At 70.8% G+C, this 24606-nt stretch carries 27 protein-coding genes and 1 tRNA gene; 16 read left to right on the top strand and 12 right to left on the bottom strand.

Annotated features, from left to right (window positions below; translation table 11 throughout):
* Positions 1-80 precede the first annotated feature (80 nt).
* From nuoI to nuoN, 6 genes are read left to right on the top strand one after another with little or no spacing between them, the layout of a single operon-like run.
* Positions 81-710 (top strand): NADH-quinone oxidoreductase subunit NuoI, encoded by a 630-nt coding sequence (gene nuoI / locus J1M64_RS12670; RefSeq protein WP_206474343.1) that lies wholly within the window; start codon positions 81-83, stop codon positions 708-710.
* Positions 707-1468: an NADH-quinone oxidoreductase subunit J gene (locus tag J1M64_RS12675; protein WP_206474344.1), complete on the top strand. Its 762-nt coding sequence runs from the start codon at positions 707-709 to the stop codon at positions 1466-1468. Before nuoI ends, J1M64_RS12675 begins: the two co-directional genes overlap by 4 nt.
* Positions 1465-1764, top strand: coding sequence for an NADH-quinone oxidoreductase subunit NuoK (nuoK, locus tag J1M64_RS12680; protein WP_096906211.1), 300 nt, complete (start codon positions 1465-1467; stop codon positions 1762-1764). Before J1M64_RS12675 ends, nuoK begins: the two co-directional genes overlap by 4 nt.
* A 26-nt stretch (positions 1765-1790) precedes the next feature.
* Positions 1791-3794, top strand: coding sequence for an NADH-quinone oxidoreductase subunit L (gene nuoL / locus J1M64_RS12685; protein ID WP_206474484.1), 2004 nt, complete (start codon positions 1791-1793; stop codon positions 3792-3794).
* Entirely contained in the window at positions 3791-5365 is a 1575-nt protein-coding gene (locus tag J1M64_RS12690) for an NADH-quinone oxidoreductase subunit M (RefSeq protein ID WP_206474345.1), read from the top strand. The genes nuoL and J1M64_RS12690 overlap by 4 nt, the downstream gene beginning before the upstream one ends.
* Entirely contained in the window at positions 5362-6999 is a 1638-nt protein-coding gene (nuoN, locus tag J1M64_RS12695; protein WP_206474346.1) for an NADH-quinone oxidoreductase subunit NuoN, read from the top strand. The genes J1M64_RS12690 and nuoN overlap by 4 nt, the downstream gene beginning before the upstream one ends.
* 137 nt (positions 7000-7136) lie before the next feature.
* Here nuoN and J1M64_RS12700 read toward each other — a convergent pair whose 3' ends face one another.
* The gene (locus J1M64_RS12700) at positions 7137-7493 is read right to left on the bottom strand and encodes a 4a-hydroxytetrahydrobiopterin dehydratase (RefSeq protein WP_206474347.1); all 357 of its coding nucleotides are present in this window, start codon (positions 7491-7493) and stop codon (positions 7137-7139) included.
* 66 nt (positions 7494-7559) lie between these two features.
* Between J1M64_RS12700 and gluQRS the strand changes: the two genes are divergently transcribed.
* The 3 genes from gluQRS (at position 7560) to J1M64_RS12715 (ending at position 9878) form a co-directional block, all read left to right on the top strand.
* Positions 7560-8483, top strand: a complete 924-nt coding sequence (gluQRS, locus tag J1M64_RS12705) for a tRNA glutamyl-Q(34) synthetase GluQRS (RefSeq protein ID WP_206474348.1) — start codon at positions 7560-7562, stop codon at positions 8481-8483.
* A gap of 178 nt (positions 8484-8661) precedes the next feature.
* Positions 8662-9513 (top strand): queuosine precursor transporter, encoded by an 852-nt coding sequence (locus tag J1M64_RS12710; RefSeq protein WP_374220852.1) that lies wholly within the window; start codon positions 8662-8664, stop codon positions 9511-9513.
* On the top strand, positions 9510-9878 hold the full coding sequence (locus tag J1M64_RS12715) for a CHY zinc finger protein (protein WP_206474349.1): 369 nt from the start codon (positions 9510-9512) through the stop codon (positions 9876-9878). The genes J1M64_RS12710 and J1M64_RS12715 overlap by 4 nt, the downstream gene beginning before the upstream one ends.
* Here the strand turns inward: J1M64_RS12715 and J1M64_RS12720 are convergent.
* Positions 9863-10552, bottom strand: coding sequence for a hypothetical protein (locus J1M64_RS12720; protein WP_067714671.1), 690 nt, complete (start codon positions 10550-10552; stop codon positions 9863-9865). The genes J1M64_RS12715 and J1M64_RS12720 overlap by 16 nt on opposite strands.
* 123 nt (positions 10553-10675) lie before the next feature.
* Between J1M64_RS12720 and J1M64_RS12725 the strand changes: the two genes are divergently transcribed.
* The gene (locus J1M64_RS12725) at positions 10676-11371 is read left to right on the top strand and encodes an SIMPL domain-containing protein (RefSeq protein ID WP_206474350.1); all 696 of its coding nucleotides are present in this window, start codon (positions 10676-10678) and stop codon (positions 11369-11371) included.
* A 63-nt stretch (positions 11372-11434) separates the two neighbouring features.
* Here the strand turns inward: J1M64_RS12725 and tgt are convergent, their stop codons facing one another.
* Positions 11435-12712 (bottom strand): tRNA guanosine(34) transglycosylase Tgt, encoded by a 1278-nt coding sequence (gene tgt, locus J1M64_RS12730; RefSeq protein ID WP_206474351.1) that lies wholly within the window; start codon positions 12710-12712, stop codon positions 11435-11437.
* A 136-nt stretch (positions 12713-12848) separates the two neighbouring features.
* On the opposite strand from tgt, the gene J1M64_RS12735 reads away from it, so the two are divergent.
* Entirely contained in the window at positions 12849-13454 is a 606-nt protein-coding gene (locus tag J1M64_RS12735) for a TetR/AcrR family transcriptional regulator (RefSeq protein WP_206474352.1), read from the top strand.
* Positions 13455-13674: 220 nt separating this feature from the next.
* Here J1M64_RS12735 and J1M64_RS12740 read toward each other — a convergent pair.
* The 4 genes from J1M64_RS12740 to J1M64_RS12755 form a co-directional block, all read right to left on the bottom strand.
* Positions 13675-13765 (bottom strand) — tRNA-Ser (locus tag J1M64_RS12740).
* A 74-nt stretch (positions 13766-13839) separates the two neighbouring features.
* Positions 13840-14043, bottom strand: coding sequence for a CsbD family protein (locus tag J1M64_RS12745; RefSeq protein ID WP_163375355.1), 204 nt, complete (start codon positions 14041-14043; stop codon positions 13840-13842).
* Positions 14044-14186: 143 nt separating this feature from the next.
* On the bottom strand, positions 14187-14624 hold the full coding sequence (locus J1M64_RS12750; protein WP_206474486.1) for a nucleoside deaminase: 438 nt from the start codon (positions 14622-14624) through the stop codon (positions 14187-14189).
* A gap of 104 nt (positions 14625-14728) precedes the next feature.
* Entirely contained in the window at positions 14729-15256 is a 528-nt protein-coding gene (locus J1M64_RS12755) for a tRNA adenosine deaminase-associated protein (RefSeq protein ID WP_069388832.1), read from the bottom strand.
* Positions 15257-15292: 36 nt separating this feature from the next.
* On the opposite strand from J1M64_RS12755, the gene J1M64_RS12760 reads away from it, so the two are divergent.
* Positions 15293-16255 (top strand): prephenate dehydrogenase, encoded by a 963-nt coding sequence (locus J1M64_RS12760; protein WP_206474353.1) that lies wholly within the window; start codon positions 15293-15295, stop codon positions 16253-16255.
* Between the two features lie 82 nt (positions 16256-16337).
* On the opposite strand, the gene J1M64_RS12765 is transcribed toward J1M64_RS12760, so the two are convergent.
* The 3 genes from J1M64_RS12765 to J1M64_RS12775 all read right to left on the bottom strand — a co-directional run bounded on the left by J1M64_RS12765 (position 16338) and on the right by J1M64_RS12775 (position 18642).
* Positions 16338-16949, bottom strand: a complete 612-nt coding sequence (locus tag J1M64_RS12765; RefSeq protein WP_307872438.1) for a putative glycolipid-binding domain-containing protein — start codon at positions 16947-16949, stop codon at positions 16338-16340.
* 156 nt (positions 16950-17105) lie between these two features.
* Positions 17106-18491: a cytochrome P450 gene (locus J1M64_RS12770; protein ID WP_206474354.1), complete on the bottom strand. Its 1386-nt coding sequence runs from the start codon at positions 18489-18491 to the stop codon at positions 17106-17108.
* Between the two features lie 4 nt (positions 18492-18495).
* Complete coding sequence (locus J1M64_RS12775; protein ID WP_206474355.1) at positions 18496-18642, bottom strand: hypothetical protein; 147 nt, start codon at positions 18640-18642, stop codon at positions 18496-18498.
* Between J1M64_RS12775 and J1M64_RS12780 the strand changes: the two genes are divergently transcribed.
* The 3 genes from J1M64_RS12780 to J1M64_RS12790 all read left to right on the top strand — a co-directional run bounded on the left by J1M64_RS12780 (position 18641) and on the right by J1M64_RS12790 (position 20729).
* Positions 18641-19270: a hypothetical protein gene (locus tag J1M64_RS12780; protein ID WP_206474356.1), complete on the top strand. Its 630-nt coding sequence runs from the start codon at positions 18641-18643 to the stop codon at positions 19268-19270. The genes J1M64_RS12775 and J1M64_RS12780 overlap by 2 nt on opposite strands.
* A 92-nt stretch (positions 19271-19362) precedes the next feature.
* On the top strand, positions 19363-20085 hold the full coding sequence (locus J1M64_RS12785; RefSeq protein WP_154829313.1) for a VIT family protein: 723 nt from the start codon (positions 19363-19365) through the stop codon (positions 20083-20085).
* 83 nt (positions 20086-20168) lie between these two features.
* Positions 20169-20729, top strand: a complete 561-nt coding sequence (locus J1M64_RS12790) for a PGPGW domain-containing protein (RefSeq protein ID WP_154829315.1) — start codon at positions 20169-20171, stop codon at positions 20727-20729.
* Here J1M64_RS12790 and J1M64_RS12795 read toward each other — a convergent pair.
* A complete protein-coding gene (locus J1M64_RS12795; protein ID WP_206474357.1) occupies positions 20716-23157 on the bottom strand; it encodes a glycoside hydrolase family 65 protein in 2442 nt (813 codons plus the stop codon). The genes J1M64_RS12790 and J1M64_RS12795 overlap by 14 nt on opposite strands.
* A 186-nt stretch (positions 23158-23343) precedes the next feature.
* Here J1M64_RS12795 and J1M64_RS12800 point away from each other — a divergent pair, with 186 nt between their 5' ends.
* The gene (locus tag J1M64_RS12800) at positions 23344-23805 is read left to right on the top strand and encodes a hypothetical protein (protein WP_206474358.1); all 462 of its coding nucleotides are present in this window, start codon (positions 23344-23346) and stop codon (positions 23803-23805) included.
* Here the strand turns inward: J1M64_RS12800 and J1M64_RS12805 are convergent.
* A partial coding sequence (locus tag J1M64_RS12805; protein WP_206474359.1) for a DUF2339 domain-containing protein occupies positions 23760-24606 on the bottom strand: 847 nt, incomplete at its 5' end. The genes J1M64_RS12800 and J1M64_RS12805 overlap by 46 nt on opposite strands.

A 24606-nucleotide genomic window follows, 5' to 3' on the forward strand; every position in this document is an offset into this window, starting at 1 on the left:
CGTCCCGCCGCTCCCCCACCAGCGCGTCGCGCTCGACCGCGCCACTTCTGCAGACACGCCCCCCAGACAGGAGTCCCGCCATGCCTAGGCAGTCACGGTCCCGGGTTCCCAGGTTCCTCGAACCGCTCGCCGGGTTCGGGGTGACGTTCTCCACGATGTTCCGCAAGGCGCACACCGAGCAGTACCCGGAGGAGAAGGTCCCCACCGCGCCCCGCTACCACGGGCGGCACCAACTCAACCGCTACGCCGACGGGCTGGAAAAGTGCATCGGCTGCGAACTGTGCGCATGGGCGTGCCCGGCGGACGCGATCTACGTCGAGGGCGCCGACAACACCGCCGAGGAGCGCTTCTCCCCCGGCGAACGCTACGGGCGTATCTACCAGATCAACTACCTGCGCTGCATCGGCTGCGGCCTGTGCGTGGAGGCGTGCCCGACCCGGGCGCTGACCATGACGAACGACTACGAGATGGTCGACGACAACCGCGCCGACCTCATCTATGAGAAGCACGACCTGCTCGGACCGATGCTCGCCGGGATGGTCCCCGCCCCGCACGACATGTACCCGGGCGCCGACCACTTCGACTACTACCGCGGAGAGATCACCGGCTCCGCACCCGAGCAGGGCGAGCCGTACGAGCCCGGGGCGCCCGAGGCGCGCGGTGCGACCGCAGCGAGCTCGCGCGGGCGCCGCGGGAAGGGGGCCTCGTGACCACCGGGGAGTCCGTCCTGTTCTGGGTGCTGGGCGCCATCGCCGTGGCCGGGGCGCTCGGGGTGGTCTCGGCGACCAAGGCGGTCTACTCGGCGCTGTGCCTGGCCGCGACCATGGTCTCGCTCGCCGTGCTGTACATCGCGCAGGGGGCGGTGTTCCTGGGAGTGGGCCAGATCGTCGTCTACACCGGCGCCGTGATGATGCTGTTCCTGTTCGTGGTGATGCTCATCGGGGTGGAGTCGTCGGACTCTCTGGTCGAGCGGATCCGGGGGCACCGGGTGGCGGCGATCATCGCAGGCCTGGGGTTCGGCATCCTGCTGGCCACCGGCCTGGCGCGGGCGCAGCTGCCGCCGTTCGCCGGGTTCGCCCCCGGATACTCCGACGTCCCCGCGCTGGCGGAGCTGCTGTTCTCCCGGCACGTGTGGGCGTTCGAGCTCACCGGGGTGCTGCTCATCATCGCCACTCTCGGCGCGATGGTCCTGGCGCACCGCGAGCGCTTCACCGGACGCCTCACCCAGCGGCAGATGTCGCAGCAGCGGTTCCTCGACTGGCAGGCCGACGACACCGCCCGCGTGACCCCGCTGCCCAGCTCCGGCGTGTACGCGCGCCGCAACTCCGCCGACATGCCCGCCCGACTGCCCGACGGGTCCGACGCCCCCGACTCGGTGAGCGAGGTGCTGCGGCGCCACGCGGCCGATCGCGCGGACGGCCCTGACGAACTCGGCACCGGCGGACCCGGCGAAGGGGGCCGACGGTGAACCCCGAGTACTACCTGTACCTCTCGGCCGTGCTGTTCACCATCGGCGCGGCCGGGTTCCTTCTGCGGCGCAACGCCATCGTCCTGTTCATGTGCATCGAGCTCATGCTCAACGCCACCAACCTCGCCCTGGTCGCGTTCGCGCGGATGCACGGCGACGTCACCGGCCAGCTCTTCGCGTTCTTCATCATGGTCGTGGCCGCCGCCGAGGTCGTGATCGGCCTCGCGATCATCATGGCCATCTACCGCTCCCGCCGATCGGCGTCCGTCGACGACGCCAGCCTGCTCAGGTACTAGGGGGGACGACGATGACGACGACCGTGATGACGACGACGACAACGACCGCAGCCGCCCTCGCCCCCGCCGTCGCCGGGTCCGCGCTCTGGCTCATCCCCGCACTGCCGCTGTTCGGTGCGGCGATCCTGCTGGTGCTCGGTCGCCGCGCGGACGGGTGGGGCCACCTGCTCGGGTGCGCGACCGCGCTGGGCTCGTTCGCCGTGGCGGTGTGGCAACTCGTCGCCATGACCGGCCGCGACGCCGCCGACCGCGCCGCGGGGCAGACCCTGTTCGAGTGGGTCTCGGTCGGCGAGTTCCAGCTGGACTTCGGCCTGCGCCTTGACGAGCTGTCCATGGTGTTCGTCCTGCTCGTCACCGGCGTCGGGCTGCTCATCCACGTGTACTCGATCGGCTACATGGCGGCCAACCCGGCGCGGCGCAAGTTCTTCGCCTACCTCAACCTGTTCCTCGCGGCGATGCTGCTGCTGGTGCTGGCCGACAACTTCCTCGGCCTCTACCTGGGTTGGGAGGGTGTCGGCCTGGTCTCCTACCTGCTCATCGGGTTCTGGCAGCACAAGCCGTCCGCCGCCACCGCGGCGAAGAAGGCGTTCGTCGTCAACCGCGTCGGTGACATCGGTCTGGGTGTGGCGCTGATGGTCATGGTCACCCAGCTGGGCACGCTGTCCTACGAGGGCGTGTTCTCCGCGATCGGTGGCGGGGCGGCGGGCAGCGAGGCGGCGGTAGCCGACGGCGGGGCGGTGAGCTCGGGGCTGGTCACCGCGCTCGGGCTGCTGTTGCTGCTGGGCGCGTGCGCCAAGTCCGCCCAGGTGCCGCTGCAGTCCTGGCTCGGCGACGCGATGGAGGGCCCCACCCCGGTGTCGGCCCTCATCCACGCCGCGACCATGGTCACCGCGGGCGTCTACCTCATCACCCGGTCCAACCCGATCTACGACGCGACCCCGACCGCGCGCGCCGCGGTGATCGCGGTCGGCGCCGTGACGCTGCTGTTCGGTGCGGTCATCGGCTGCGCCAAGGACGACATCAAGAAGGTCCTCGCCGCCTCCACCATGAGCCAGGTCGGGTACATGGTCATGGCCGCCGGCTTCGGGCCCGCCGGATACGCACTGGCGATCATGCACCTGCTCACCCACGGCTTCTTCAAGGCCGGCCTCTTCCTCGGCGCCGGTTCGGTGATGCACGGGATGAACGACGAGGTCGACATGCGACGCTACGGCGCCCTACGCGCGGTCATGCCGATCACCTTTGCCACCTTCGGACTCGGCTACCTGGCCATCATCGGCGTCCCACCGTTCGCCGGGTTCTACTCCAAGGAGGGCATCATCTCCGCGGCGTTCGACGTGGGCAGCGAATCAGCTGCGGGTGGGGGGCCGGGCGCGGGCTCACTGATCGGCTACCTCCTGGGGGCGGTGGCCCTGCTCGGCGCGGGCCTGACCGCCTTCTACATGACCCGCGTGATGATCCTGACCTTCTTCGGGCCGCAGCGCTGGGCCGACGACGCCCACCCCCACGAGTCGCCGGCGATCATGACGGCGCCGATGATCACGATCGCCGTGGGATCGGTGCTCTCGGGTCTGCTGTTGTCGCTCGGCGGGCGGCTGCAGGACTGGCTCGCCCCGGTCGTTGGCGAGCACCACCCGGAGCACGTCCTACCGGTGTGGTTGGTCACCGCCGCCTCCCTGGTCGTGTTGGCCGTTGGCATCGCCCTCGCCGTGCACCGCTACGCCCGTAGTGAGGTCCCGGCCACCGCCCCCGCCGGCTCCGCTCTCACGCGGGCCGCGCGCCGCGACCTGTACGCCGACGACCTCAACGAGGCGGTGTTCATGCGACCCGGCCAGGCCCTGGTCGCGGGCACGGAGGTGATCGACCGGCGAGTGGTGGCCGGGGCGGCGACGGGCGTCGGCGCCACCCTCGGGGAACTGTCCGCCCGGACGAGGCTCCTGCAGTCCGGACTCACCCGCTCCTACGCGCTGTACATGCTGATCGGCGCGGTTCTGGTGATCGCCGCGATGTTGGGGGGTGGCGTGCTGTGACCGGCCCCGGACTGCTCACCGCGCTGTGGCTCACGCCCCTGGTCGGCGCCCTCGTCGTCGTCGTCCTGCCTGGGAGCGCGCGCCGCGCGGCGAGGCCCCTCGCCCTGGTCACGTCCCTGGTCGTCCTGGGGGTGGCCGTCGCGCTGGCGGTCGGGTTCGAGCCGGGCGGCGAGACCCACCAGTTCGTCGAGTCGCGGCCGTGGATCCCTGCGTTCGGCGCGACGTACACACTCGGGATCGACGGCGTGGCGCTCGTGCTGGTGCTGCTCACCGCCGCACTCATGCCGTTGCTGCTGCTGGCCGGGTGGCGTGACACCGACGGGCCCGGCGGCGACCGCCCCGCCCCGAACGGTCGGCGCACGCAGGCGTCCCCCGCGTTGATGCTCGCCACGCAGGGGCTCGCGCTGGTGGCCTTCACGAGCCTGGACGTGCTGCTGTTCTACGTGGCGTTCGAGGCCATGCTCATCCCGCTGTACTTTCTCATCGGGGGATTCGGAACAGGCGCGTTCGGGGACAGCGGCGCCGACCGGGCGCAGGCGGCCGTCCGGTTCCTCCTCTACAACCTGCTCGGCGGACTCGTCATGCTGGCCGCGGTGCTCGGGCTCTACATGTACACAGCCCGGGCCGGACTCGGGCCCGACGGCCGCGGCACCTTCGACTACCGCCTCATCACCGACGCCGTCGCCGACGGGCGACTGCAGATCCCGCCCGGCGCGATGCTCCTGCTGTTCGCCGGGTTCACGTTGGCGTTCGCGATCAAGGCCCCGCTGTGGCCGTTCCACACCTGGCTTCCCGGGGCCGCCGTCGCCGCGACGCCCGCCTCCGCGGTGCTCATGATGGCCGTGGTCGACAAGGTCGGCACCTTCGCGATGCTGCGGTACTCGCTGCCGCTGTTCCCCGAGGCAGCGGCGACCGCGACGCCCGTGATGGTGACGCTGGCGGTGATCAGCATCGTCTACGGCGGCATCATGGCCATCGCCCAGACCGACCTCCTACGCCTCATCGCGTACGCGTCGATCTCCCACTTCGGGTTCATCGTCCTGGGCGTGTTCGCCGCGACCGAGCAGTCGGCGGCCGGGTCCACGCTGTACATGGTCAACCACGGCATCGCCACGGCCGCGCTGTTCCTCGTGGCCGGGTTCCTCGTCCGGCGGCACCGGATCCGCGAGATCGGCTACTACGGCGGGGTGCAGCAGGCCGCGCCCGTGCTCGCCGGGGTGTTCCTCATCGCCGGGCTCGCGACGCTGTCACTGCCCGGGCTGGCCCCGTTCATCAGCGAGTTCCTGGTGTTCGTCGGCACGTTCGAGGTCTACCCCGTCGCCGCCGTACTGGCGACGGCGACGTTCGTCCTGGCGGCCGTCTACATCCTGTGGACCTACCAGCGGGTGATGGGCGGGCCCCTCGCGCCGGGGTTGCGGTCCACGCCCGACCTCACGACCCGCGAGCGCGTGGTGCTGGCCCCGCTGGTCGTGGCGCTGATCGTGCTGGGCTTCTACCCGCAGCCGGCGCTCGACGTGATCGACCCGGCGGTCGCCGAGACCGTCACCCACGTGGAAGGTGCCACCCGATGACCCCGGACATCGCCTACTCCTCGCTCCTGCCGCTGCTCGTGGTGCTCGGGACGGCGATCGTCTCGGTGCTCGTCGAGGCGTTCGCCCCCGCCCGACACCGCTACGCCGCGCAGATGGTGCTGTACCTCGGCGGGCTCGTCGCGGCGCTGGTGACGGTGGTTCTGCTCGCCGGGACGCGGCTGGTGACGGCCGGCGGCGCCGTAGCCGTGGACGGGCCCGCGCTGTTCCTGCAGGGGGCGACGGTCCTCGTGGCGATCGGGGCGGGGGTGCTCATCGGGGAACGCTCCCGGGTGGGCGCGGCGGCCGGGGCCTCGTCGGGTTCGGTGGGCGCGTCGGCCACGGCCCGTCGCCCGGTGCTCGCGGGCTTCGCCCCGCAGGCCGCTCTGGCCCCGGGCGGCGACGCCGAACGCGAGGCCGAACGCGCGGGCGTCTCCCAGACCGAGGTCTTCCCGCTCGCACTGTTCGCCACGGGCGGGCTCATGTTGTTCCCCGCGGCGAACGACCTCATCACCCTGTTCATCGCGCTCGAGGTGCTCTCCCTGCCGCTGTACGTGATGTGTGGCATGGCCCGCCGCCGGCGACTCCTCTCGCAGGAGGCCGCGGTCAAGTACTTCCTGCTGGGGTCGTTCTCCTCGGCCATCTTCGCCTACGGCGCCGCACTGATCTACGGCTACGCCGGGACCGTCGAGTTCGGCGGGATCGCAGCGGTAGTAGCGGCCGAGGGCGGCAGCTCACTGGCGCTGATCGGTGTGGCGATGATGTCGGTGGGCCTGCTGTTCAAGGTCGGGGCCGTGCCGTTCCACACCTGGACCCCCGACGTCTACCAGGGCGCGCCCACCTCGATCACGGCGTTCATGGCCGCCGGGACCAAGCTCGCCGCGTTCGGTGCGATCCTGCGGTTCTTCCACACCGCCGTCCCCCGCCTCGAGGACGACTGGGCGCCCGTGCTCTGGGTGATCGCGGCGCTGACGATGATCGTCGGCACGGTCGTCGGTGTCACGCAGAACGACGTCAAACGCCTGCTGGCCTACTCCTCCGTCGCGCACGCCGGATTCCTGCTCACCGGGGTGCTCGGCCCTCCGGTGGCCGGGACCTCCGCCGTGCTGTTCTACCTCGCGGCGTACGCGGTCAGTACCGTCGGCGTGTTCGCGGTGGCCGGGCTGGTCCGCGCGCCCGACGGCGCCGAGATCACCGACCTGCAGGCCTGGGCCGGGCTCGGCCGACGTCAGCCACTGGTGTCGGGCGCCTTCGCACTGCTGCTGCTCGCACTCGCGGGCATCCCGCTGACCAGCGGGTTCATCGCCAAGTTCGCCGTGTTCTCCGCAGCGGTGGCCGGCGGCGCGGTGAGCCTCGTGGTGATCGGCGTGCTCACGAGCGCGATCGCTGCCTCGTTCTACGTCCGCGTGATCGTGGTGATGTTCTTCCGCGATGCGGGCGAGGGCTCCGCAACCGCCGGAGCCGGGCGGTTCGGCTCCGCTGGGTCGGGCTCCGCAGGGTCGGGTGAGGTGGCGTTCGCGCGCAGGCCCGTCACGTACGCGGTCGTCGGCGTCGCGGTCCTGGTGACCATCCTGCTGGGGATCATGCCGCAGCCGCTACTCGACCTGGCCTCGACGGCGGCCGCGTTCGCGGGGTAGGAGTTCGCGGGGTAAACAGCCATCCGGCCGTCAGTAGCCGCGTCGACAAGAGTCTTTCACCCGTATCGGTCGAGTAGCAGTGCACGAAACACTCTTCTCGACGACTGCCGCCCGCTGTCTGCCGCCCGCCGCGCCCCTTACTCCCCCAGGCCCAGCGGGGTGGCGTCGAACTCCCCGGACAGCGCGGACACAGACCGAGCTAGTCGGAGGTCACGCTGGGTGACCCCGTCGACGTCGTGGCTGCGGAGATCGAGGGTGACCTCGTCGTAGCTCCACAGCAGGTCGGGGTGGTGGTCCTGCGAATTGGCGGCCTGCCCGATCGCGGCGACGAGGTTGATCGCGGCCTGCGGGGTCTCGCACACGGCCGTGTAGGTCAGCGACCCCTCCGAGAAGGCCCAGCCGGGCAGATCGGCGAGGCCTTCGGCGATCTGCTCCTCGGTCAGGCGGGTGTTGTCGTCGGCGGCGGGGCGGGCGTTGTCGGAGTCTGCGCTCATGCGGTCCAGTCTGGCACCTCGACGTGGCGGCCGCTGTTCACGGGCGCGCGGCCTACTCTGTTCAGCGTGGAAGCCCCCGCCAGTCCTCTGCCCCCCGGCGCCGGCCGGTACGCGCCCAGCCCGTCGGGCGACCTGCACCTGGGCAATCTGCGCACGGCGGTGGCGGCGTGGGTGCTGGCCCGCGATTCGGGCCGGGCGTTCCGGATGCGCGTAGACGATCTCGACGCCGCCCGAGCGCGCCCCGGGGTGGCCGAGCGTCAGCTGGCGGATCTGGCGGCGATCGGCCTCGACTGGGACGGCGAGATCATGTGGGAGTCCGAGCGGTCGCACGCCTACGCCGCGGCGGCGAACCAGCTGTCCGACCAGGGCCTGGTCTACGAGTGCTACTGCTCGCGCCGCGAGATCGCCGAGGCCCCGCGCGCACCGCACTCCCCGCCCGGGTCGTACCCCGGCACGTGCCGTGACCTGTCGGAGGCGGAACGGGAGCGTCGCCGGGAGGCACTCGGCCCGGGGCGGGTGCCTGCGCTGCGACTGCGCGCGACGGTCGACGAGCTGACGATCACCGACGGCGTCCACGGGCCGTACACGGGCGTCGTCGACGACGTCGTCCTGCGCCGCGGTGACGGCGTTTGGGCGTACAACCTCGCCGTCGTCGTCGATGATGCCGAGCAGGGCGTCGACCAGGTCGTGCGCGGCGAGGACCTGCTCTCCTCCACTCCCCGCCAGGCCCATCTGGCCGACCTGCTGGCGTTGCCGCACCCGGAGTACGTGCACGTGCCGCTCGCGGTCAACGCCGCCGGTGAGCGTCTGGCCAAGCGGGACGGCGCGGTGACCCTGGCCGATCTGGCGCAGGAGGGGACGACGACGAGGGCCGCGGTCGCCAGTATCGTGGCCTCCCTCGGTGGGCCGGAGGGCGCGGACTCGATCGAGGCGCTGCATGGAGTGGTGACCACCGAGTCCTTGCGGGCCGGCCCCTGGGTGGTGGCCTGATCGGCCGACGCGCGCCCAGCCCGGCCCTCCCGCCTCATCGAAAAGAGCGTTCCGCGCACACCTACTCGCACAACGCGTGCGGAAGCGACTTGTCGATCAACGGTGACGCGGCGCGACGCGACCTATTCGACAGGCAGGGATTCGGCATCGCGGCGGGCGGCGCGGATAATCGTCGTTCGTGACCACTTCCTCGCAGAATCCCGACCAGCTGGGGACTGGGCGGCCGGACGGGAACACTCCCGAGCCGGCGCCCAGTACCCCTTCTACCGCGTCCGCCGCCTCCGCCGGTCTCCCCGGCCGCGCCGTATTCGCCACCGTCGCCAGCCCGTACTACGGCTATCTCATCGCCCTGTTCGTCGGCGTGATGCTCATCAGCAACGTCACCGGGACCAAGGGCGTCCTCCTCTTCCCCGACCTGAGCTTCGAACTCGGGTTCCTCTCGATGGACGGGCTCGTCACCGACGGCGCCTTCCTGCTCTTCCCGCTGGCCTACGTGCTCGGCGACGTGATCAGTGAGGTGTACGGCTTCAAGGCGATGCGCCGCGTCGTGCTCTCCGGTTTCGCCGTGCTGGCGCTGGCCGCGTTGAGCTTCAGCCTGACCGTGCAGTTGCCGCCGGCCGACTTCTACGAGAACCAGGACGCGTTCGAGGCCGTCGCGGGGGTCATCCCGCAGTTCTTCCTCGCCGGCCTGGCCGGGTACGTCGTCGGCGAGCTGCTCAACTCCTACGTCCTGGTGTGGATGAAGCGCCGCACCGGTGAGCGGAGCCTGTGGGCGCGGCTCCTGGGGTCGACCGTGGTGGGCCAGCTCGCCGACACGCTGGTGTTCTGCACGATCGCGGCTCCGGCGCTGGGCATGGCGCTCGGCTCGGGCGACTACTGGAACTACGTCGTCATCGGCTTCGTCTGGAAGACCCTCGTCGAGGCGGTCCTGCTGCCGGTGACCTACGTGGTGATCGCGTCGATCAAGAAGCGGGAGCCCAGTTATCAGGCTGCACTCTCGGGTTCCGCCCTGTCACACTCGGCGGTATGACCTCCGCTGACCGGGACGCAGACGACGGGCGCGATGTCGAACGACCCGCCGCGGTGACGGTGCTCGGCGCGACGGTCGACGACCAGACCAGGTGCGTCCACTACCACGGCCCGTTGGACGTCATCGCGATCCGCTTCCACTGTTGCGGCGAGTTCTATCCCTGTTTCCGCTGCCACGCCGACGCCACCGACCATGCGCTGTCGGTGTGGCCGCGGGACGAGTTCGACACCGATGCCCTGCTCTGCGGCGCATGTTGGAGCACGCTGACCATCGCCGAGTACCAGGCCACCGACGCCTGCCCGGCCTGCGGAACCGCATTCAATCCGGGTTGCTCGCTGCACTACCCCCTCTACTTCGAGTCATAGGTCGAGTTCAACGGCGCGCGAAACTCCTCGACCATGCGTGCTGCCAGGACCAGGTGAGCCCGGATCACGCCCGCGAGTTCGTTCTCGATGCGTTCTCGGGGCAGGTCCCGAGCTCTGGCCCCCTCCGGCAACCTGTCAGCCACCCGTTGTAACCCGTCGTTGTGGACCCCGCCGCGTCGCTGTCTCCACGGGTCGGAGAGCACGTCGAGGATCGATGCCCGGAGCGTCGCGAATGCCACTGGGTCCGCCCCGTACGCGGCTCTGTAGATCCCAGTCGCCACCGAGACCCGGGGCTCCTCCTCCTCTAGTTCGGCGATCAGTTCGTCGTCTTCGTCGAAGTACGCCGCCTCGTACAGATCCTTCTCCTCCTCGAACTCTTCTACACCTTGCTCGAGCACCCCGGAGAGAATCTGGTCGGCGGCCACCAGCTGTGGCCACCTAACCATGAGCTCGTCGAACTCCAGATCCGCCATTCTGCTGATCAGTCGCCGAACCGCGGCGTCATCCCCGGCCAGCGCCTTTCGTAGCGCCTTCTCCGCGAGGTTGAACGCGGCGGTCTGCCACGTCTCACTCTTTTCTGAGCTATCGCGTACCGGACTGTGCAGGAGGACGCCCAACGGCGAGCGCCTCTCGAGGTCGTCGTGGGGGTGATCGTTTCTGGTCTGGTTCGTCATGCGCGCAGCGTCGCACGCAGCACCGACACCTACGAGTCGCCTCGGTCGTGCGGAGCTCATCCGCTGGTCGACCAAGACCGACGTGTAGGCCCGCCTATGTCGGTTCCTGCGTCATAGTGACGTATGGCCTCACCCCGCGTACCCGCCGCACTCGCACTCCTCACCGCCGCACTGCTCCTGGCGGGTTGCTCGGGTCAGAGTGAGGATCCGCGGGTCATCAGCACGCAGGGAACCGGCATCGTCACCGGTTCTCCCGATACCGTCACCATCGTGCTCGGCGTCGAGACCCGGGCATCTGACGCCAGCACAGCGCTGACCGACAACGCGGAACGCGCCCGATCCCTTATCGAGACCATCAAGGCCCAGGGCGTCGAAGAGGAGGACATCGCCACCAAGAACCTGTCGGTGCAGCCCAATTTCCTGCCCAGCGGCAGCATCGACGGATACATCATCACGAACCAGGTGACGGCGACCTTGCGCGACGTCGACAGGAGTGGCGATCTCATCGATGCAGCGGCGGGCGCCGCCGGCGACGCGATCCGGGTTCAGCAGTTGACGTTCTCCATCGACGACGACAGCGACCTCAGGGCCCAGGCCCGGGCGCAGGCGGTCACGCGAGCTGAAGAACAGGCCCAACAGATCGCCGAGGCGGCCGGGGCGGAGTTGGGGGCGGTGCAGTCGATCACCGAGGTACCGGAGACCGAAGCGACTCCGTTTCCGGTCTCGAGGTCGTTGGCAGACGGCGCAGCTTCGACGCCGATCGAGGCCGGTAGCCAGGACCTCACTGTGTCCGTCTCCGTGACCTACGAGATCAACTAGCTGATCCCGCCGACGGATACGGGCGGCCGGGCGCCCTGGCCGCGCGGCCACGGCGGCCAGGGATCAGCGTCCCGAGTAGTACCGCCCCAGGAACTCCGCCTTGTAGGCCACGTACTCGTCGGGCCCGGCCGCCATCGCCGCGCGCACCTCGTCGACCAGCCGCACCACAAAGGCGAGGTTGTGCAACGTGAGCAGCGTGGAGCCGAGGAACTCCTTGGCCTTGAACAGGTGATGCAGGTAGGCGCGGCTGTACTCGCGCGACACCTCGGACGGCCCCTCGGGGTCGAGCGGGGTGTGGTCGTGGCGGAACTGGGCGCGGGTGATGTTGACCCGCCCGTCGAGCGTGTAGATCCCACCGTGGCGGGCCAGCCGGGTGGGCGCGACGCAGTCGAAGGTGTCGGCACCGTTCTCCACGGCGGTGAAGATGTCGTCGGGCTCGCTGATCCCCAGCAGGTGCCGCGGCCGGTCCTCGGGCAGTTCCTCGGTGCACCAGCCGACGATCGTTCCGAGGTTCTCCTTCTCCAGCGCGCCGCCGATCCCGTACCCGCCGAACCCTCGTCGCCCCTCGGCCTCGGCGCGCTCGCTCATCTCCACGAGCCCGCGCACGGCCTGCCGCCGCAGGTCCTCGAACTGCGCACCCTGGACCACTCCCCACAGCGACTGCCCCGGCCGGTGCCCCCGCTCCTGCGACAGCCGCTCGTGCTCGTCGAGGCAGCGCTGCGCCCACCGCCGCGTCCGCTCCACCGAACTCTCCTGGTACTTCCGCGTGTTCATCAGCGTGGTGAGCTCGTCGAACGCGAACAGGATGTCGGCGCCCAGCGAGTGCTGGATCCGCATGGACACCTCGGGCGAGAAGCGGTGCCGCGAGCCGTCGAGGTGCGAGGTGAAGGTGACACCGTCCTCGTCGACCTTCGCCAGCCGCCCCTGCCCCTTGTTGGTGGCCGCGTCGTCCGGCTTGGCACCGGCCGACATCTCGATGACCTTCTTGAACCCCACCCCCAGGCTCATCACCTGGAAGCCACCCGAGTCGGTGTAGGTGGGCCCGGACCAGCGCATGAACTCCCCCAGCCCGCCGGCGGCGTCGACGACCTCGTGGCCCGGCTGCAGATAGAGGTGGTAGGCGTTCGCCAGCACGGCCTGGGCGCCGGTGGAGCGGACCTGCTCGGGGGTCAGCGTCTTGACGGTGGCCTTGGTGCCGACGGGGATGAACGCCGGGGTGGCGATGTCACCGTGCGGAGTGTGGATGACACCCGTCCGCCCACCGGCCGTCCCGTCGAGGACCATCCGCTCGCCCACGTCGAAGGTGGTCGCGCAGGTGGTGGGCGTGTCGTTGTCCGGCATCACTCCATCGTGGCATGACGGTCGCGGATTGCGGACGTGACCCTAAGATGGAGAGGTACGTCGGCACGGGGGGCGTAGTCGTCGGCGTCGGGGGGCGCGACGCGCGCGTCGAGGAATACGACGACGAGGTGGGGCGATGACCACATCAGGTGGCCGTAGGCTCTCCAAGCACGAACGCCGATCACAGCTGATCGTGTTGGGGATCCGTTTGCTGGAGACCGTGCCTTTCCACGCCCTGTCGCTGGACGACGTCGCCGAGCGGGCCGGGGTGTCCCGCAGCCTGCTCTTCCATTACTTCCCCACCAAGCTGGATTACCTCACGGCGGTCGTGCGGGCGGCGGCCGACCACGTGCTGTCGCTGACCGAGATCCCGGTGGGCGCGCACGCCGAGGACAGCACACGCGCGATCATCACGGCACTGGTGCGCTACATCCAGCGGCGTCGCGACAACTACGTGGCGGTCCTGCGTTCGGGCCGCGCGGTGGATCCGGCGCTGGAGAAGGTCGTCGACGGCATGCACCGCACGATCAGCCTGCGGATCCTCGACAGCCTCGGGGTACACGAACCGGACCCCCTGGCACTCGCTCTCACGCGGGCGTGGCTGGCCGGCGTCGAAGAGTTGGCACTGCTCGGCGAGGAGTCGGGGTTGCCACAGGAGGCGGTGATCGAGTCGGCGCTGTCGACGCTGAACGCGGTCGTGACGCTGCCGAACTTCGTCGAGGATTCCTCCGACCACGTCTGAAAGCGGGGCTCGCCTGCCCCACCCACAGCCGCCCGTCGCCATGGCGTCTCGCACCCACCGCGGGGCAGGCGAGACGCCATCGTCAGGGGCGGCTGCAGCCGGCACGGACAGGCGCTCGAGCGAGACGCCAGGCGCGGGAGCGGCTGCAGTCGGCACGGACAGGCGCGGGAGCGGAATGACGAGAGCCCCGGACCTCTCTCGAGATCCGGGGCTCTCCCCGTGGCGGTGGCGGTGGGATTTGAACCCACGGTTGGGGGTTACCCAACACAGCATTTCGAGTGCTGCACCTTCGGCCGCTCGGACACGCCACCGCCGATTAGGCTACTTCACCGGTGGCCCCAGACGAAAATCGCCAGGCCAGAGGCGAGGAGTCAGCTGCTGTAACTCACTTGTCGTTGCCGGTGAGCTTGCTCGCGGCCTCGTTGGCCTTGTCCTTGAGCTTCTCGGCGCCCTGCTTGACGTTGGCCGAACCCTGGTCCGCCTGGCCCTCGGCCTGCAGGTCACGGTCTCCCGTCGCGGCGCCGGCCGACTCCTTGGCGCGGCCGCCCAGCTCCTCGGCCTTGTTCGAGAACTTGTCTCCCACTCCCATGTGGTGCTCCTCTCGATCGCGGCGCCGGGGTCCGGCACCTCTCACGACCCACCGTACGGAGATGCCGGACCGGCCTCCACCGCGAGCGGGTCACGATCGGGTCACCGCCGTGCGCCCCGACGCGGCCCCGGTCACGGCCACCCTCACCGACGAGCGCGGAAGAAGTCCTCCAGGACAGCGGCGCACTCGTCCTCGAGCACACCACCCCGCACCTCTGGACGGTGCACCAGACGCCGGTCGCGGACGACGTCCCACAGCGACCCGCACGCCCCGGTGCGCGGCTCCCAGGCGCCGAAGACGATGCGGCCGACCCGCGCCGCGACCGCCGCCCCCGCGCACATCGTGCAGGGCTCCAGGGTCACCACGAGAGTGCAGTCCTCCAGCCGCCAACCGTCGCCCAGGACCCGCGCGGCCTCGCGGAGCGCGATCACCTCGGCGTGCGCGAACGGGTCACCGTCGGCCTCACGCCGATTGGTGGCGGCGGCCAACTCCCGACCGTCGGGGCCCAGCACCAGCGCGCCGACGGGCACGTCCTCGGCCGGGGCACCGCCCGCCACGGCCAGGGCGCGCCTCACCAGCATCTCGTCGGCCACCCGCGCAGAGCCCCGGTGTTCGGGGTGCGCCGATCCGGGCGGGTTCACGGACACACCGCGGTCACGGACACGGCGCCGTCACGACCCGTGGCTCACGAGTCGGGCTGGTGCCGCTCGAACTCGTCGCCGAAGCCCATCCGCTCGGCCACCGACTGCAGCTGTTCGTCGGCGTACAGGTCGGTCTCGGAGACGATGATCTCCAACACCCCGGCGGGCAGGCCCATGTCGTCGAGGATCGCCATGTCGCCCTCGCCCCACGGGTCGGTCTGCTCGAGCTCCTCGTCGGTCATGTCGGGCACGTCCACGTTGAGCTCGTCGAGCACATCCGCGGCGAGGTCGTAGTCCAGCGACGCGGTCGCGTCCGAGAGCATGAGTCGCATCCCGGACGGGCCCGGGCGCAGGATCACGAAGAACTCGTGGTCCACGTCGACCAACCCGAACGACGGCCCCTCCGCGCGCAGCGACCGGACCTGCCGGGCAGCGTCGTCGAGACTGGTGAGGGCGGCGTCGTCCAGACGGGTGACCTGCCAGGAACCGCCGTCCTGGACCACCCCGAGTGCGATGCCGGTGACCGAGTCGTCGTCGGAGTCGCGGGAGAGTCGGTCGGAGCTGCTGGGCATGGGCTCAACCGTAGTCTGCTGTGAGAACCTTGTCAGGTGACGGTGACGGCGGACGTGTGCGTGCTCGGGGTCGGCCTGATCGGCGGCTCACTCCTGCGGGCCCTCGGCCCCGATCGGACCTTCGGCTGGAACCGCTCCCCCGCCGGCGCCGAGGCCGCCACCGCCGCCGGTTTCGACGTCACCACGGATCTGCCCACCACACTCCGCCGGGCCGCGGAGGCGGATGCCCTCGTCGTCGTCGGCGTCCCCCTCCCCGCCCTCGAGTCGGTCCTGGGCACGGTGGCCGAGCACGCACCCACCGTCGCCCTCACCGACGTGATCAGCGTCAAGGGCCCCGTCCTGGAGGCGGTACGACGTCACGGACTGGGGGCGCGGTTCGTCGGCGGGCACCCCATGGCCGGCACCGCTCACTCCGGCTGGGACGCAGGCGACCCCGACCTGTTCCGCGGCGCCACGTGGCTCGTCGCGGCCGACGACGACGCCGACCCCGACATCTGGGGACGGGTGGCGCGGCTCGCGCTGGACAGTGGCGCACGGGTGGTCTCGGCGACCTCCGCCGACCACGACGCGGCCGTCGCCCGGATCTCCCACCTGGGGCACGTGCTGGCCGAGGCGCTCGCGCTGGCGGGCGGCCGGGGCGGGGACCTCGCGCTCTCGTTGGCGGCGGGGTCGTTCCGCGACGGCACGCGCGTCGCCGGGACCGCGCCCGATCTGGTGCGCGCGATCTGCGAACCCAACCGGGACGCGCTGCTGGACGTGCTGGACGAGTGCCTCGCCGACCTCGGGGCCGCGCGGGCGGCGCTGGCCGAGCGGGGAACGCTGGGGCCGCTCGTCGACGACGGCCACCGCGCGCGGCGTGCCTATGAGGACGCGCAGGCCGATCGCACCGGCGGGGATCTCCGACCGGCGGAGGTCACGCCGGGGGCGGCCGGGTGGCTCGAGGCGCTCCGCGAGGCGGGCGCCTTGGGCAGGGAGGTCCGGCTCGCCGACAGGCCGTAGAGGCCCCTCGGCTGGCCGTTCAGGCCCGGCGGCTGGCCGTTCAGGCCCTTCGGCTGGCCGTTCAGGCCCTTCGGCTGGCCGTTCAGGCCCTTCGGCTGAGCCCCGGCACGTCGATGATCACGCCGTCGGGGTCGACCGTCGCGCTGGTCGACGCGGTGGCGGTGATGCCGTGGACCTGCTCGTCGTCGCTGGAGAGCGTGACCGTGTCCTCGGTGACGTCGAGCGTCATGGAATCCACCGACAACACCCGCACGTCCTCGGAACCCGGCTGCGCGTGCAGACCCAGGCGACGGATCATGACGCTGGCGAAGAACACGCTGTAGGTGATGTCCACGTCCACCACGCCGTCGCCGCCCACGCGGGAGCGGGTCCCGGAGGAGTCCTCGAGCAGCCAGGCCCCCTCGTCGTCGCAGACCAGGTCGATCGTGCGCTCGTGCTCCTCCGTGGTGAGGGTCAGCCACACCCGGCGCAGGGTCGTGTCGGCGCCGAGTTGAGCCTCGTACTCCACGGTGAAGGCGGGGTTGTCCGGGCCGGCGGCGGCGACGATCCGACCGCGGGCGCGGGTGGAATCACCCTTGGGGACGACCCTGACCTGCTCGATCAGTCTGCCGTTCTCGGATATCCACGTGTACATACGGGTGACCGAGGCGCGGTGCGCTTCGGGCTGCCGCGAGGACGTCTCTGAAGCGTTCACAGCCTCCACGGTAGGAAAATCTCCACCAAAACGCACATCTGAGTCCCGTCAACCTCCTGCCCACCACCCGTCACACAGGCGGATCCGGCCCCCGGACGGCCCTGAGGAGGAACTGAGGGCCCGGGATGGCTGCGGGCGCCGACCCGTAAGCCGGGCTCAGCGCCGCCGCAGGTCCATCCGCCCGCGGCGCCACGGGTACAGGGTGACGTTGCGGGACCGCGGCCACTCGCGACCGTTGCCCACCGGCTCCAGGCGATACCGCTCCAGCACCTGCCGCAGGATGACCTGTCCCTCCATCATCGCGAACGACGCCCCGATGCAGCGGCGCGCGCCACCGCCGAAGGGCAGCCACTCGGTGGGCGTGGGCACCTCGCCGAGGAACCTCCCCGGGTCGAACTCACGGGGCCCGGCGTAGGTGGCCGCGGCGCGGTGGGCCAGGACGATCGATGGCGAGATCGTCACCCCCCGGGGATAGGTCCGCCCGCCGACGGTGGCCGGCTCCTGCAGCTCCCGCATCACCATCGGCACCACCGGATGCAACCGAAGGACCTCCTTGAGCACAGCGTCGAGGTACTCCGACCCGCCCTCGGCGATCTCGGCCACACACCGGTCCTGGACGCGCGGGTGGCGGGCCAGTTCCAGCATCGACCACGCCATCGCCGTGGCCGTGGTCTCGTGCCCGGCCGCCACGAGGGTCATGAGCTGGTCACGCAGCTCCTGGTCCGACAGTCCCTGCGCGTCGGCCGCCGAGGCGCGGACCAGCAACGCCAGGAGGTCCCGCCGCTCGGACAGGGCCGGGTCCAGGCGGGCCGCGGAGATCTCCTCACCGAGGAACTCGTGGATGGTCTCGAGGTCCCGCACCTCTCGGCTCCACGGCCACCGCCGGCGCAGCGCGGGGATCCCCAGGCCGATCATCACCACCGGGCCGGCATCGACCGCCCGGGCGACGATCGGCCGCATCCGGTCCAGGCGCGCAGAGTCCGTCACCCCGAAGACCACCCGCAGGATCACCTCGAGCGTCAGCTGGTTGAGCAGCACGTGCGCGCGGACGCGACCCGACCGCGGCCAGTGGTCCAACTGTTCGCGCGTGACCTCCTCGACGAGCGTGCGGTAGCCGTCGATCTCACGCCGCCCGAACGCCGGCGCGAGCAGCCGCCGGGCGCGCGCGTGCTCGTCACCGTCCTGGAGGAGGAGGGAGTGCTCGCCCAGGAGGGGACGGAGCAGGTCGTTGCCCTTGCCGGCGTGGAAGACCGACGGCGAGCCGGCGAACACGTCCTTGATCTGCGCGGGCTCGGACACCGCGACGACCTTGCGTCCGGCGGGCATGAGATCGAGCGTGAACGGCACCCCGTAGCGCCGGGCCGCCGCCGGGAAGACGACGGCGGGAGCCGACAGGGCGAGCACCGCCTGCAGGATCCTCGGAAGCCGGGGGCCGGGCGGGAGCCCGTCCCGCCCGATCCCGGCCTGCGTGGTCGGGCCGGGGCCCGCGTGATCGTGAGCCGGGCCGGGGCCCGCGTGACCGTGTGTCGCCTCGCTGCGCATGCGCTCACCGTACGAGTCCGCACGCCCCCGCCGCAGCGGGATCGGTGATGCCCGGCGCCCGCCGGCGCACCCCTGCGTCACCCGCGGGTGGCCGGACGTTCACCGGTATCGCCACCTCGTCGTCGTCGATCAGGTCTAGCGTGGTCCACATGGCCGTGCTCCCCGTGGACCTGGACTCGACGCCCGACGACATCGCCTCCCTCCTCGCTGTGGACGCCGCCGTCCGCGCGGCGGTGGGCCTCGACCACCACGTGCCCGCCGCCGGCGCCCTGCACTGGTCGGGGGACGAGGGGATGTGGATGGCGTTGCTACGGCCGGGGCCGGGGCGCGCACTCCTCGCCGGCTGGCACCACGAGTTCTCGCTCACCGAGGGCAGCGGCAACGCCGGGGAGGCCGGCACCGACCTGGTGGGTGACGCCCCGGGCTGGTGGCGCCGCGGCGTCGAACACGCCCGCACCCACGACGCGTGCCTGGGCTTCCTGTACGGGTGGGACGGGTCACGGTGGTGGCGACTGAACCAGCCCACCGACGACGGCTTCGACCCCGAACTGTTCCCGGTGACGCGGGCCGCCCTGCGCGACATCGTCGACGAGCTGGCCGACGACACCCTGCTCGACGCCCCCGACCCCGATGCCGTGGAGGCACTGCTCACCGCCGGGTCCGCCCTCACCGCCGTCGAGCTCGGCGCGGTGCTCCACGCCCCCGACGGCTGGCCCGAGGTCGACCTCGACGCCGGCGCCCGGGCCGCCCGGGAGTTCCGCTCCGCGGTCCCCGCCTGAGCCGGCGGTCCGTCCAGCGCAGCAGGAAAAACGCTGGTAAGGATAGCCTTTCGAGGCTTGTCGGCGACTCCTGGGAGTCCTACCGTAGGGGCATGAGCGTCCCCGGTCCGGCACCACACAGCACGGTGGAACCCCACGATTCATCGGTCGGCGGCAGACTCAACTGGCTGCGCGCCGCGGTCCTGGGTGCCAATGACGGGCTGCTCTCGACCGCGGGCCTCGTCCTGGGCGTCGCCGCCGCCACCACGGATCGCCCGGCAATCCTCGTCGCCGGCATGGCGGGGCTGGTCGCGGGCGCGAGCTCGATGGCCATCGGCGAGTACGTCTCCGTGAGCACGCAACGCGACACCGAGAAGGCGCTCATCGAGAAGGAGACCCGCGAGCTCGAGGAGGCACCCGAAGCGGAGTTCGACGAGCTCGTGGGCCTGTATACGGCCAAGGGGCTCAGCGAGGAGACCGCCCGGCGGGTGGCGGAGGAGTTGCACGCCGACGATCCCCTGGCGGCCCACCTCGATGCAGAACTGGGTATCGACGCCGAGTCGTTGACCAACCCGGTCACCGCCTCGATCTCGTCCGCCATCTCGTTCGCGCTCGGTGCCGTCATCCCCCTGCTCGCCGTCCTCGCCCCGGCCACGCTGAGGGTTCCGTTGATCGGCGTCCTCACGGTGGTGGGGTTGATCCTCGCCGGGTACGTCTCCGCCCGACTCGGGGACGCGGATCCCCGCCCGGCCGTGCGCCGGCTCGTGATCGGGGGCGTCGCGGCCATGACGGTGACCTACGGGATCGGCCTGCTGCTCGGGACCAGTGTGGCCTGAGCCGAGGGGCGCCTCCGCCGTTCGGGCCCGGGACGCGGGGGGATCGCCTGCATCGGAGGCGCGGACTCTGTAACCATGGTCCGGTGAAGAGACTCGGCTACGTGGCGGTGAGACGCCTCGCGCTCGAGATCATCGGGTGGACGCTCATCGTCCTCGGCATCGCCGCGCTGTTCCTCCCGGGTCCCGGGCTCCTCATGCTGTTCGCCGGGACGGTGGTGCTCTCACGGCAGTACGAGTGGTTCGACCGGCGCCTCCTGTCGATCAAGCGCGTCGCCATGGAGGGCGCCTCCCGCGGGGTCCAGTCGTGGCCCAAGATCGCGGGGTCGCTACTCGGCGTGGCCTGGCTGATCGGCCTGGGGATCTTCTGGGGGATCGGCTCGACGGTGCCGACCTGGTGGCCGCTGTCGGCCGACCTCTGGCTGATCGGCGGCTGGGGCACCGGCGGCACCCTCGTCTTCTCGGGCCTCGTCGGGCTGGCGCTGCTCGTCTACGCACTGCGTCGGTTCCGCGGCAGCCCGTACGACCACGAGGCGGAGGTGGTGCACGACCACCAGCGCCGCGAGGAGCGGCGCCGGGCGCGGGCCGCGCGGCGGCACGCCCACGCGGCGGCGCGCCGCGCCGATCCGGGCGTCACTCCAGGCTGAACCTCTCCTCGCCGCCCACCTCGACCATCCGCTGCTCGCCCCGCACGCACACGCACACCGGGGTCGCGTCGATCACGCCGTCGCGGTGACGGATCACCACCTCCTCCCGCATCACCGTCACCGTGAGCGGCGATCGCAGGTAGGTCATGTTGAACGAGACCCCGTCGATCCCGCCGGGCAGATTCGGGTCGAACTGCAGCATCCCGCCCTCGACCCGCATCCCGGCGTAGAAGCGCTGCACGAGGTCGACCGTGCCGGACATGACCCCCATGTGAATGCCCTCGCGGGTGGTGCCGCCCTGGATGTCGTGCACGTCGCTGCCCAGCGCGACCTTGAACCGTTCCCAGGAACTGTCCGGGTCGAAGCGTGCGAGGACGCCCGCGTGGGTGATGTACGACAGGGTCGACCCGTGGGAGGTGCGGTGGTCGTAGTATTCGATGGTCCGCCGCGCGGCGTCGTCGGGGAACTCGTACCCGAGGCGTCGGAACACCCGGCGCAACTCGTCGTCACTGAACAGGAAGAACAGCATCACCGCGTCGGCCTGTTTGGCCAGTTTGTACCGGTCCGGGGTGTCGCCCTCGGCCTTGAGGATCCGGTCGAGCCGCTGGATGTTGCCGTACCTGGCGCGGTATCCCTCCCAGTCCAGCTCCTCCAGCTCCTCGTAGCCCTCGAACTGGCTGATGATCCCGTCGTGGAACGGGACGAACATCTTTCGGCTCATGTTCTTCCACCGGGCGATCTCCTCGTCGCGCAGTTCGAGCCGGGCACGGACGGCACCGGCCTGGGGTGCCGGCAGCAGGTCGAGCAGGTGGGCGGCGATGTCGCAGATCCACGCCACGAAGACGTTGGTGTAGGCGTTGTTGCGCACTCCGCCCTCGGACGCGCCCGGGTACTTCTCGTGGTACTCGTCGGGCCCCATCACGCCGTGGATCTCGTAGCGCTGCCGCTCGGGTGAGTAGTGCGCGATGGATGACCAGAACCGCGCGATGCCGAGCATCATCTCCGCGCCCCGGAACTCGAGGAACATCGAGTCCTCGGTGAGGGTGACGTACTGCCAGACGTTGTAGAAGATCGCCGCGCTGACGTGGCGCTGGTTGTGCGACAGGTCGACGTCCCACCGCCCGGACATCGGGTTGAGGTGGAGTTCCTGGGTCTGCTCCGTGCCGAGCGATCCGCTCTGCCACGGGAACATGAACCCCTCGTACCCGGCGGACGCCGCCGCCACCCGCGCCTCGGACTGCCTCCGGTAGCGGTACATGAGCAGGCTGCGGGTCACGGCCGGGAGCCGGAAGGTCAGGAACGGGAAGACGAACAGTTCGTCCCAGAACACGTGGCCCCGATAGGCCTCGCCGTTGATCCCGCGGGCGGGCACGCCGGCGTCGAGGTCGGAGGTGTTGTGCGAGCACGTCTGCAGGATGTGGCTGACGTGGACCCGCAGCAGGTGCTGGGCCTCGTCGTCGCCGAACACGTGGAGGTCGCACGCCTGCCACAACCGCTCCCACGACTCGCGGTGGTGCGCGTACGCCGCCTCGAACGGGCGAGAGCGCGACGCCGACCGCGACGCGCGCAGGAGCGTGTCCCCCGTGGCCGGGTCACGGGAGGTGAACAGGGCGACCGATTTCTCGATCGTCGTGGGGACGTCGCGCTCCAGTTCCACGTGGAGGGTCTGCTGGATGTAGTCCGCCGTCCGGAAGTCGGAGCGGGGCACCTCGCGTTCCCGGCCGCCGGTCGAGACGAGGGTCCGCGCCGCGACGCCGACGTTCACCTCGGACTGCCGGGTGCGCACCTTGAGCGCCATCATCTCGGGCTGCGGGAACACCGTGCTGCCCGGCCGGAGGTGGTCGCTCTCGAGTTGCCGGTAGCGGGGCACTCCGTCGTTGGTGACGCGCCCGTCGAGCGCGCTCACGATCTCCGCCTGGCCGGACCAGTTCAGCGGCGTGATCGTCCACTCGAGGTAGGCGTGGTGCATGCTGGCCATCGACGCGAACCGTCGGCTCACCAGCTCGGTCTCCCGCCCCTCCCTGTCACGGAACCGAATCTGGCGGGTCATCAGCGCCGAGCGCAGGTCCACCCGGTGGCGGTACTCGAGGATCTGCACCTCCGAGAGCCGTAGTACCTCGGCGCCGCCGATGCGCAGCTTGAGCGGCAGCCAGTTGGGGAGGTTGACCAGGTCCTCGTTGTGCACCGGCACACCGCCGAGCATGGTGGTCGCGCGGTTGTAGAGGCCGTGCACGTAGGTGCCCGGGTAGTGGACCCCGTCGTTCTCCTCCCACTCGGCGGCGCCGCGAGTGGACATGTACCCGTTGCCGGTCGAGGTGAGCGTCTCGCGCAGGCCCTCCTCACCGGGGTCGAACCCGTCATAGGACAGCGAGAAGGCGTCGTCCCGTTCGCCCGGGGAGCCTGCACGTCCGGTCTGTGAGGTGGTCACACCTCCGACACTAACCAGTCCGTCCGCCTCACGGCGGCGGTCCGGCCGGACGGCTCGGCGAGATCGTCATCCCGACGAGACCCGCCCCGCACGGGTCTACGATATGATCTACGTCACAGTCGGGACGGTTCGGGGCCGCGCCGCGATCACCTCTTGTCGACCGTCTCCGTCGAACAGGGGTTCATCATGACCGTTCAGCTCATCGAGATCACCGAGGACGTCGCCGACCGGCTCCAGATCCTCACCACACCGACGACCTGCCAGGTCGGCGATGCGCGCATGATCATCATCGATCTGCTCGGTTCCGGGCCGTCGTGGCCGTTGTCCGTTCTGATCAACCACGTCTGCACCGCCTACGAGGCGCCGGACGGCGAGCGCCTCATGGTCGACCTTCGTAACCGCGAGGACCTCGCGGATGACGTGTTGCGTGACGAGCCGGCGTTGAAACACGTGCGCTGGGTCCGAGCCACGCGGATGGCACTGCGCGAGCTGACCGACGCCGACGAGGTGGTCTGGAGCATGCCCTCCGACGACCCGGATGAGGTCGACCACCCGGAGGTCGAGGTACTGATGTCCGGTGCGCAGCCGCGCGCCTTCCGCGTCTACGTCGGCGATCCGCTGCCCGACGGCTCGGTCTCCTTGCGGTAGCGGACGGCCACCGCGAGCATCACCGCGCCGACGGCGATGAACGACAGCACGCGGAACAGTCCCGGCAGGGTGGCCAGGTCGAGCAGGAGCAACTTCGCCAGCGCGAGGGAGCCCAGAACGAACCCGAGTCGACGCGCATCGGCGACGCGCGGGTTCGCGGTGAGGACGAGCCAGGCTGCGCAGCAGATCCACAGCACCGTCACCACCAGGTGCGCGGCGAGGAATCCGGTCCTGGCCACCCCGGCAAGGTCGCCGATCACGACGCCGGCCGCGACCACCATCACCGAGAAGGCCGCCAGGGCCACGACGGCGCCCACCATCATCACGCGCGTCGACTCGCGGGGCAGGCGGCGGCGCGCCCACCACGTCACGGCGACCGCCAGCGCCGTGATGGCGAACGCGGAGACCACGTCCCAGTAGGTGAACTCGCGGACCGCGAGCCGGTCGCTCAGCGCGAGGTGCGGCCGGTTGACGGCCGCGTAGACGAGCACGGCGATCACGGAGGCGGCCACGGCCACCAGGTCCACCCAGCGCCGTCCCCACAGGCCGGCGGCCACGACGTAGGCCAGGGCGCTCAGGGTCAGCGCGAAGCCGCTGAGCTCGCGCCCTCCCAGTTCCACCCACGTCAGTAGCAGCAGCGCGCTCCCGACGAATCCCGTCACCGCCGCGAGCAGCACGTGCGCCCTGTCGCGGCCGGTGCGGCCGGCGAGAACCGCGACGGCGAGGTAGGCGGCGGCGAGGATCAGTCCGACGGGCCAGCCGGGCCGGAGGAGGTGGGTGGCCGGCAGGAGGGCGAGGGGC

It is taken from the genome of Dietzia sp. KRD202 (assembly GCF_017168155.1).
GTDB classification, from domain to species: domain Bacteria; phylum Actinomycetota; class Actinomycetes; order Mycobacteriales; family Mycobacteriaceae; genus Dietzia; species Dietzia kunjamensis.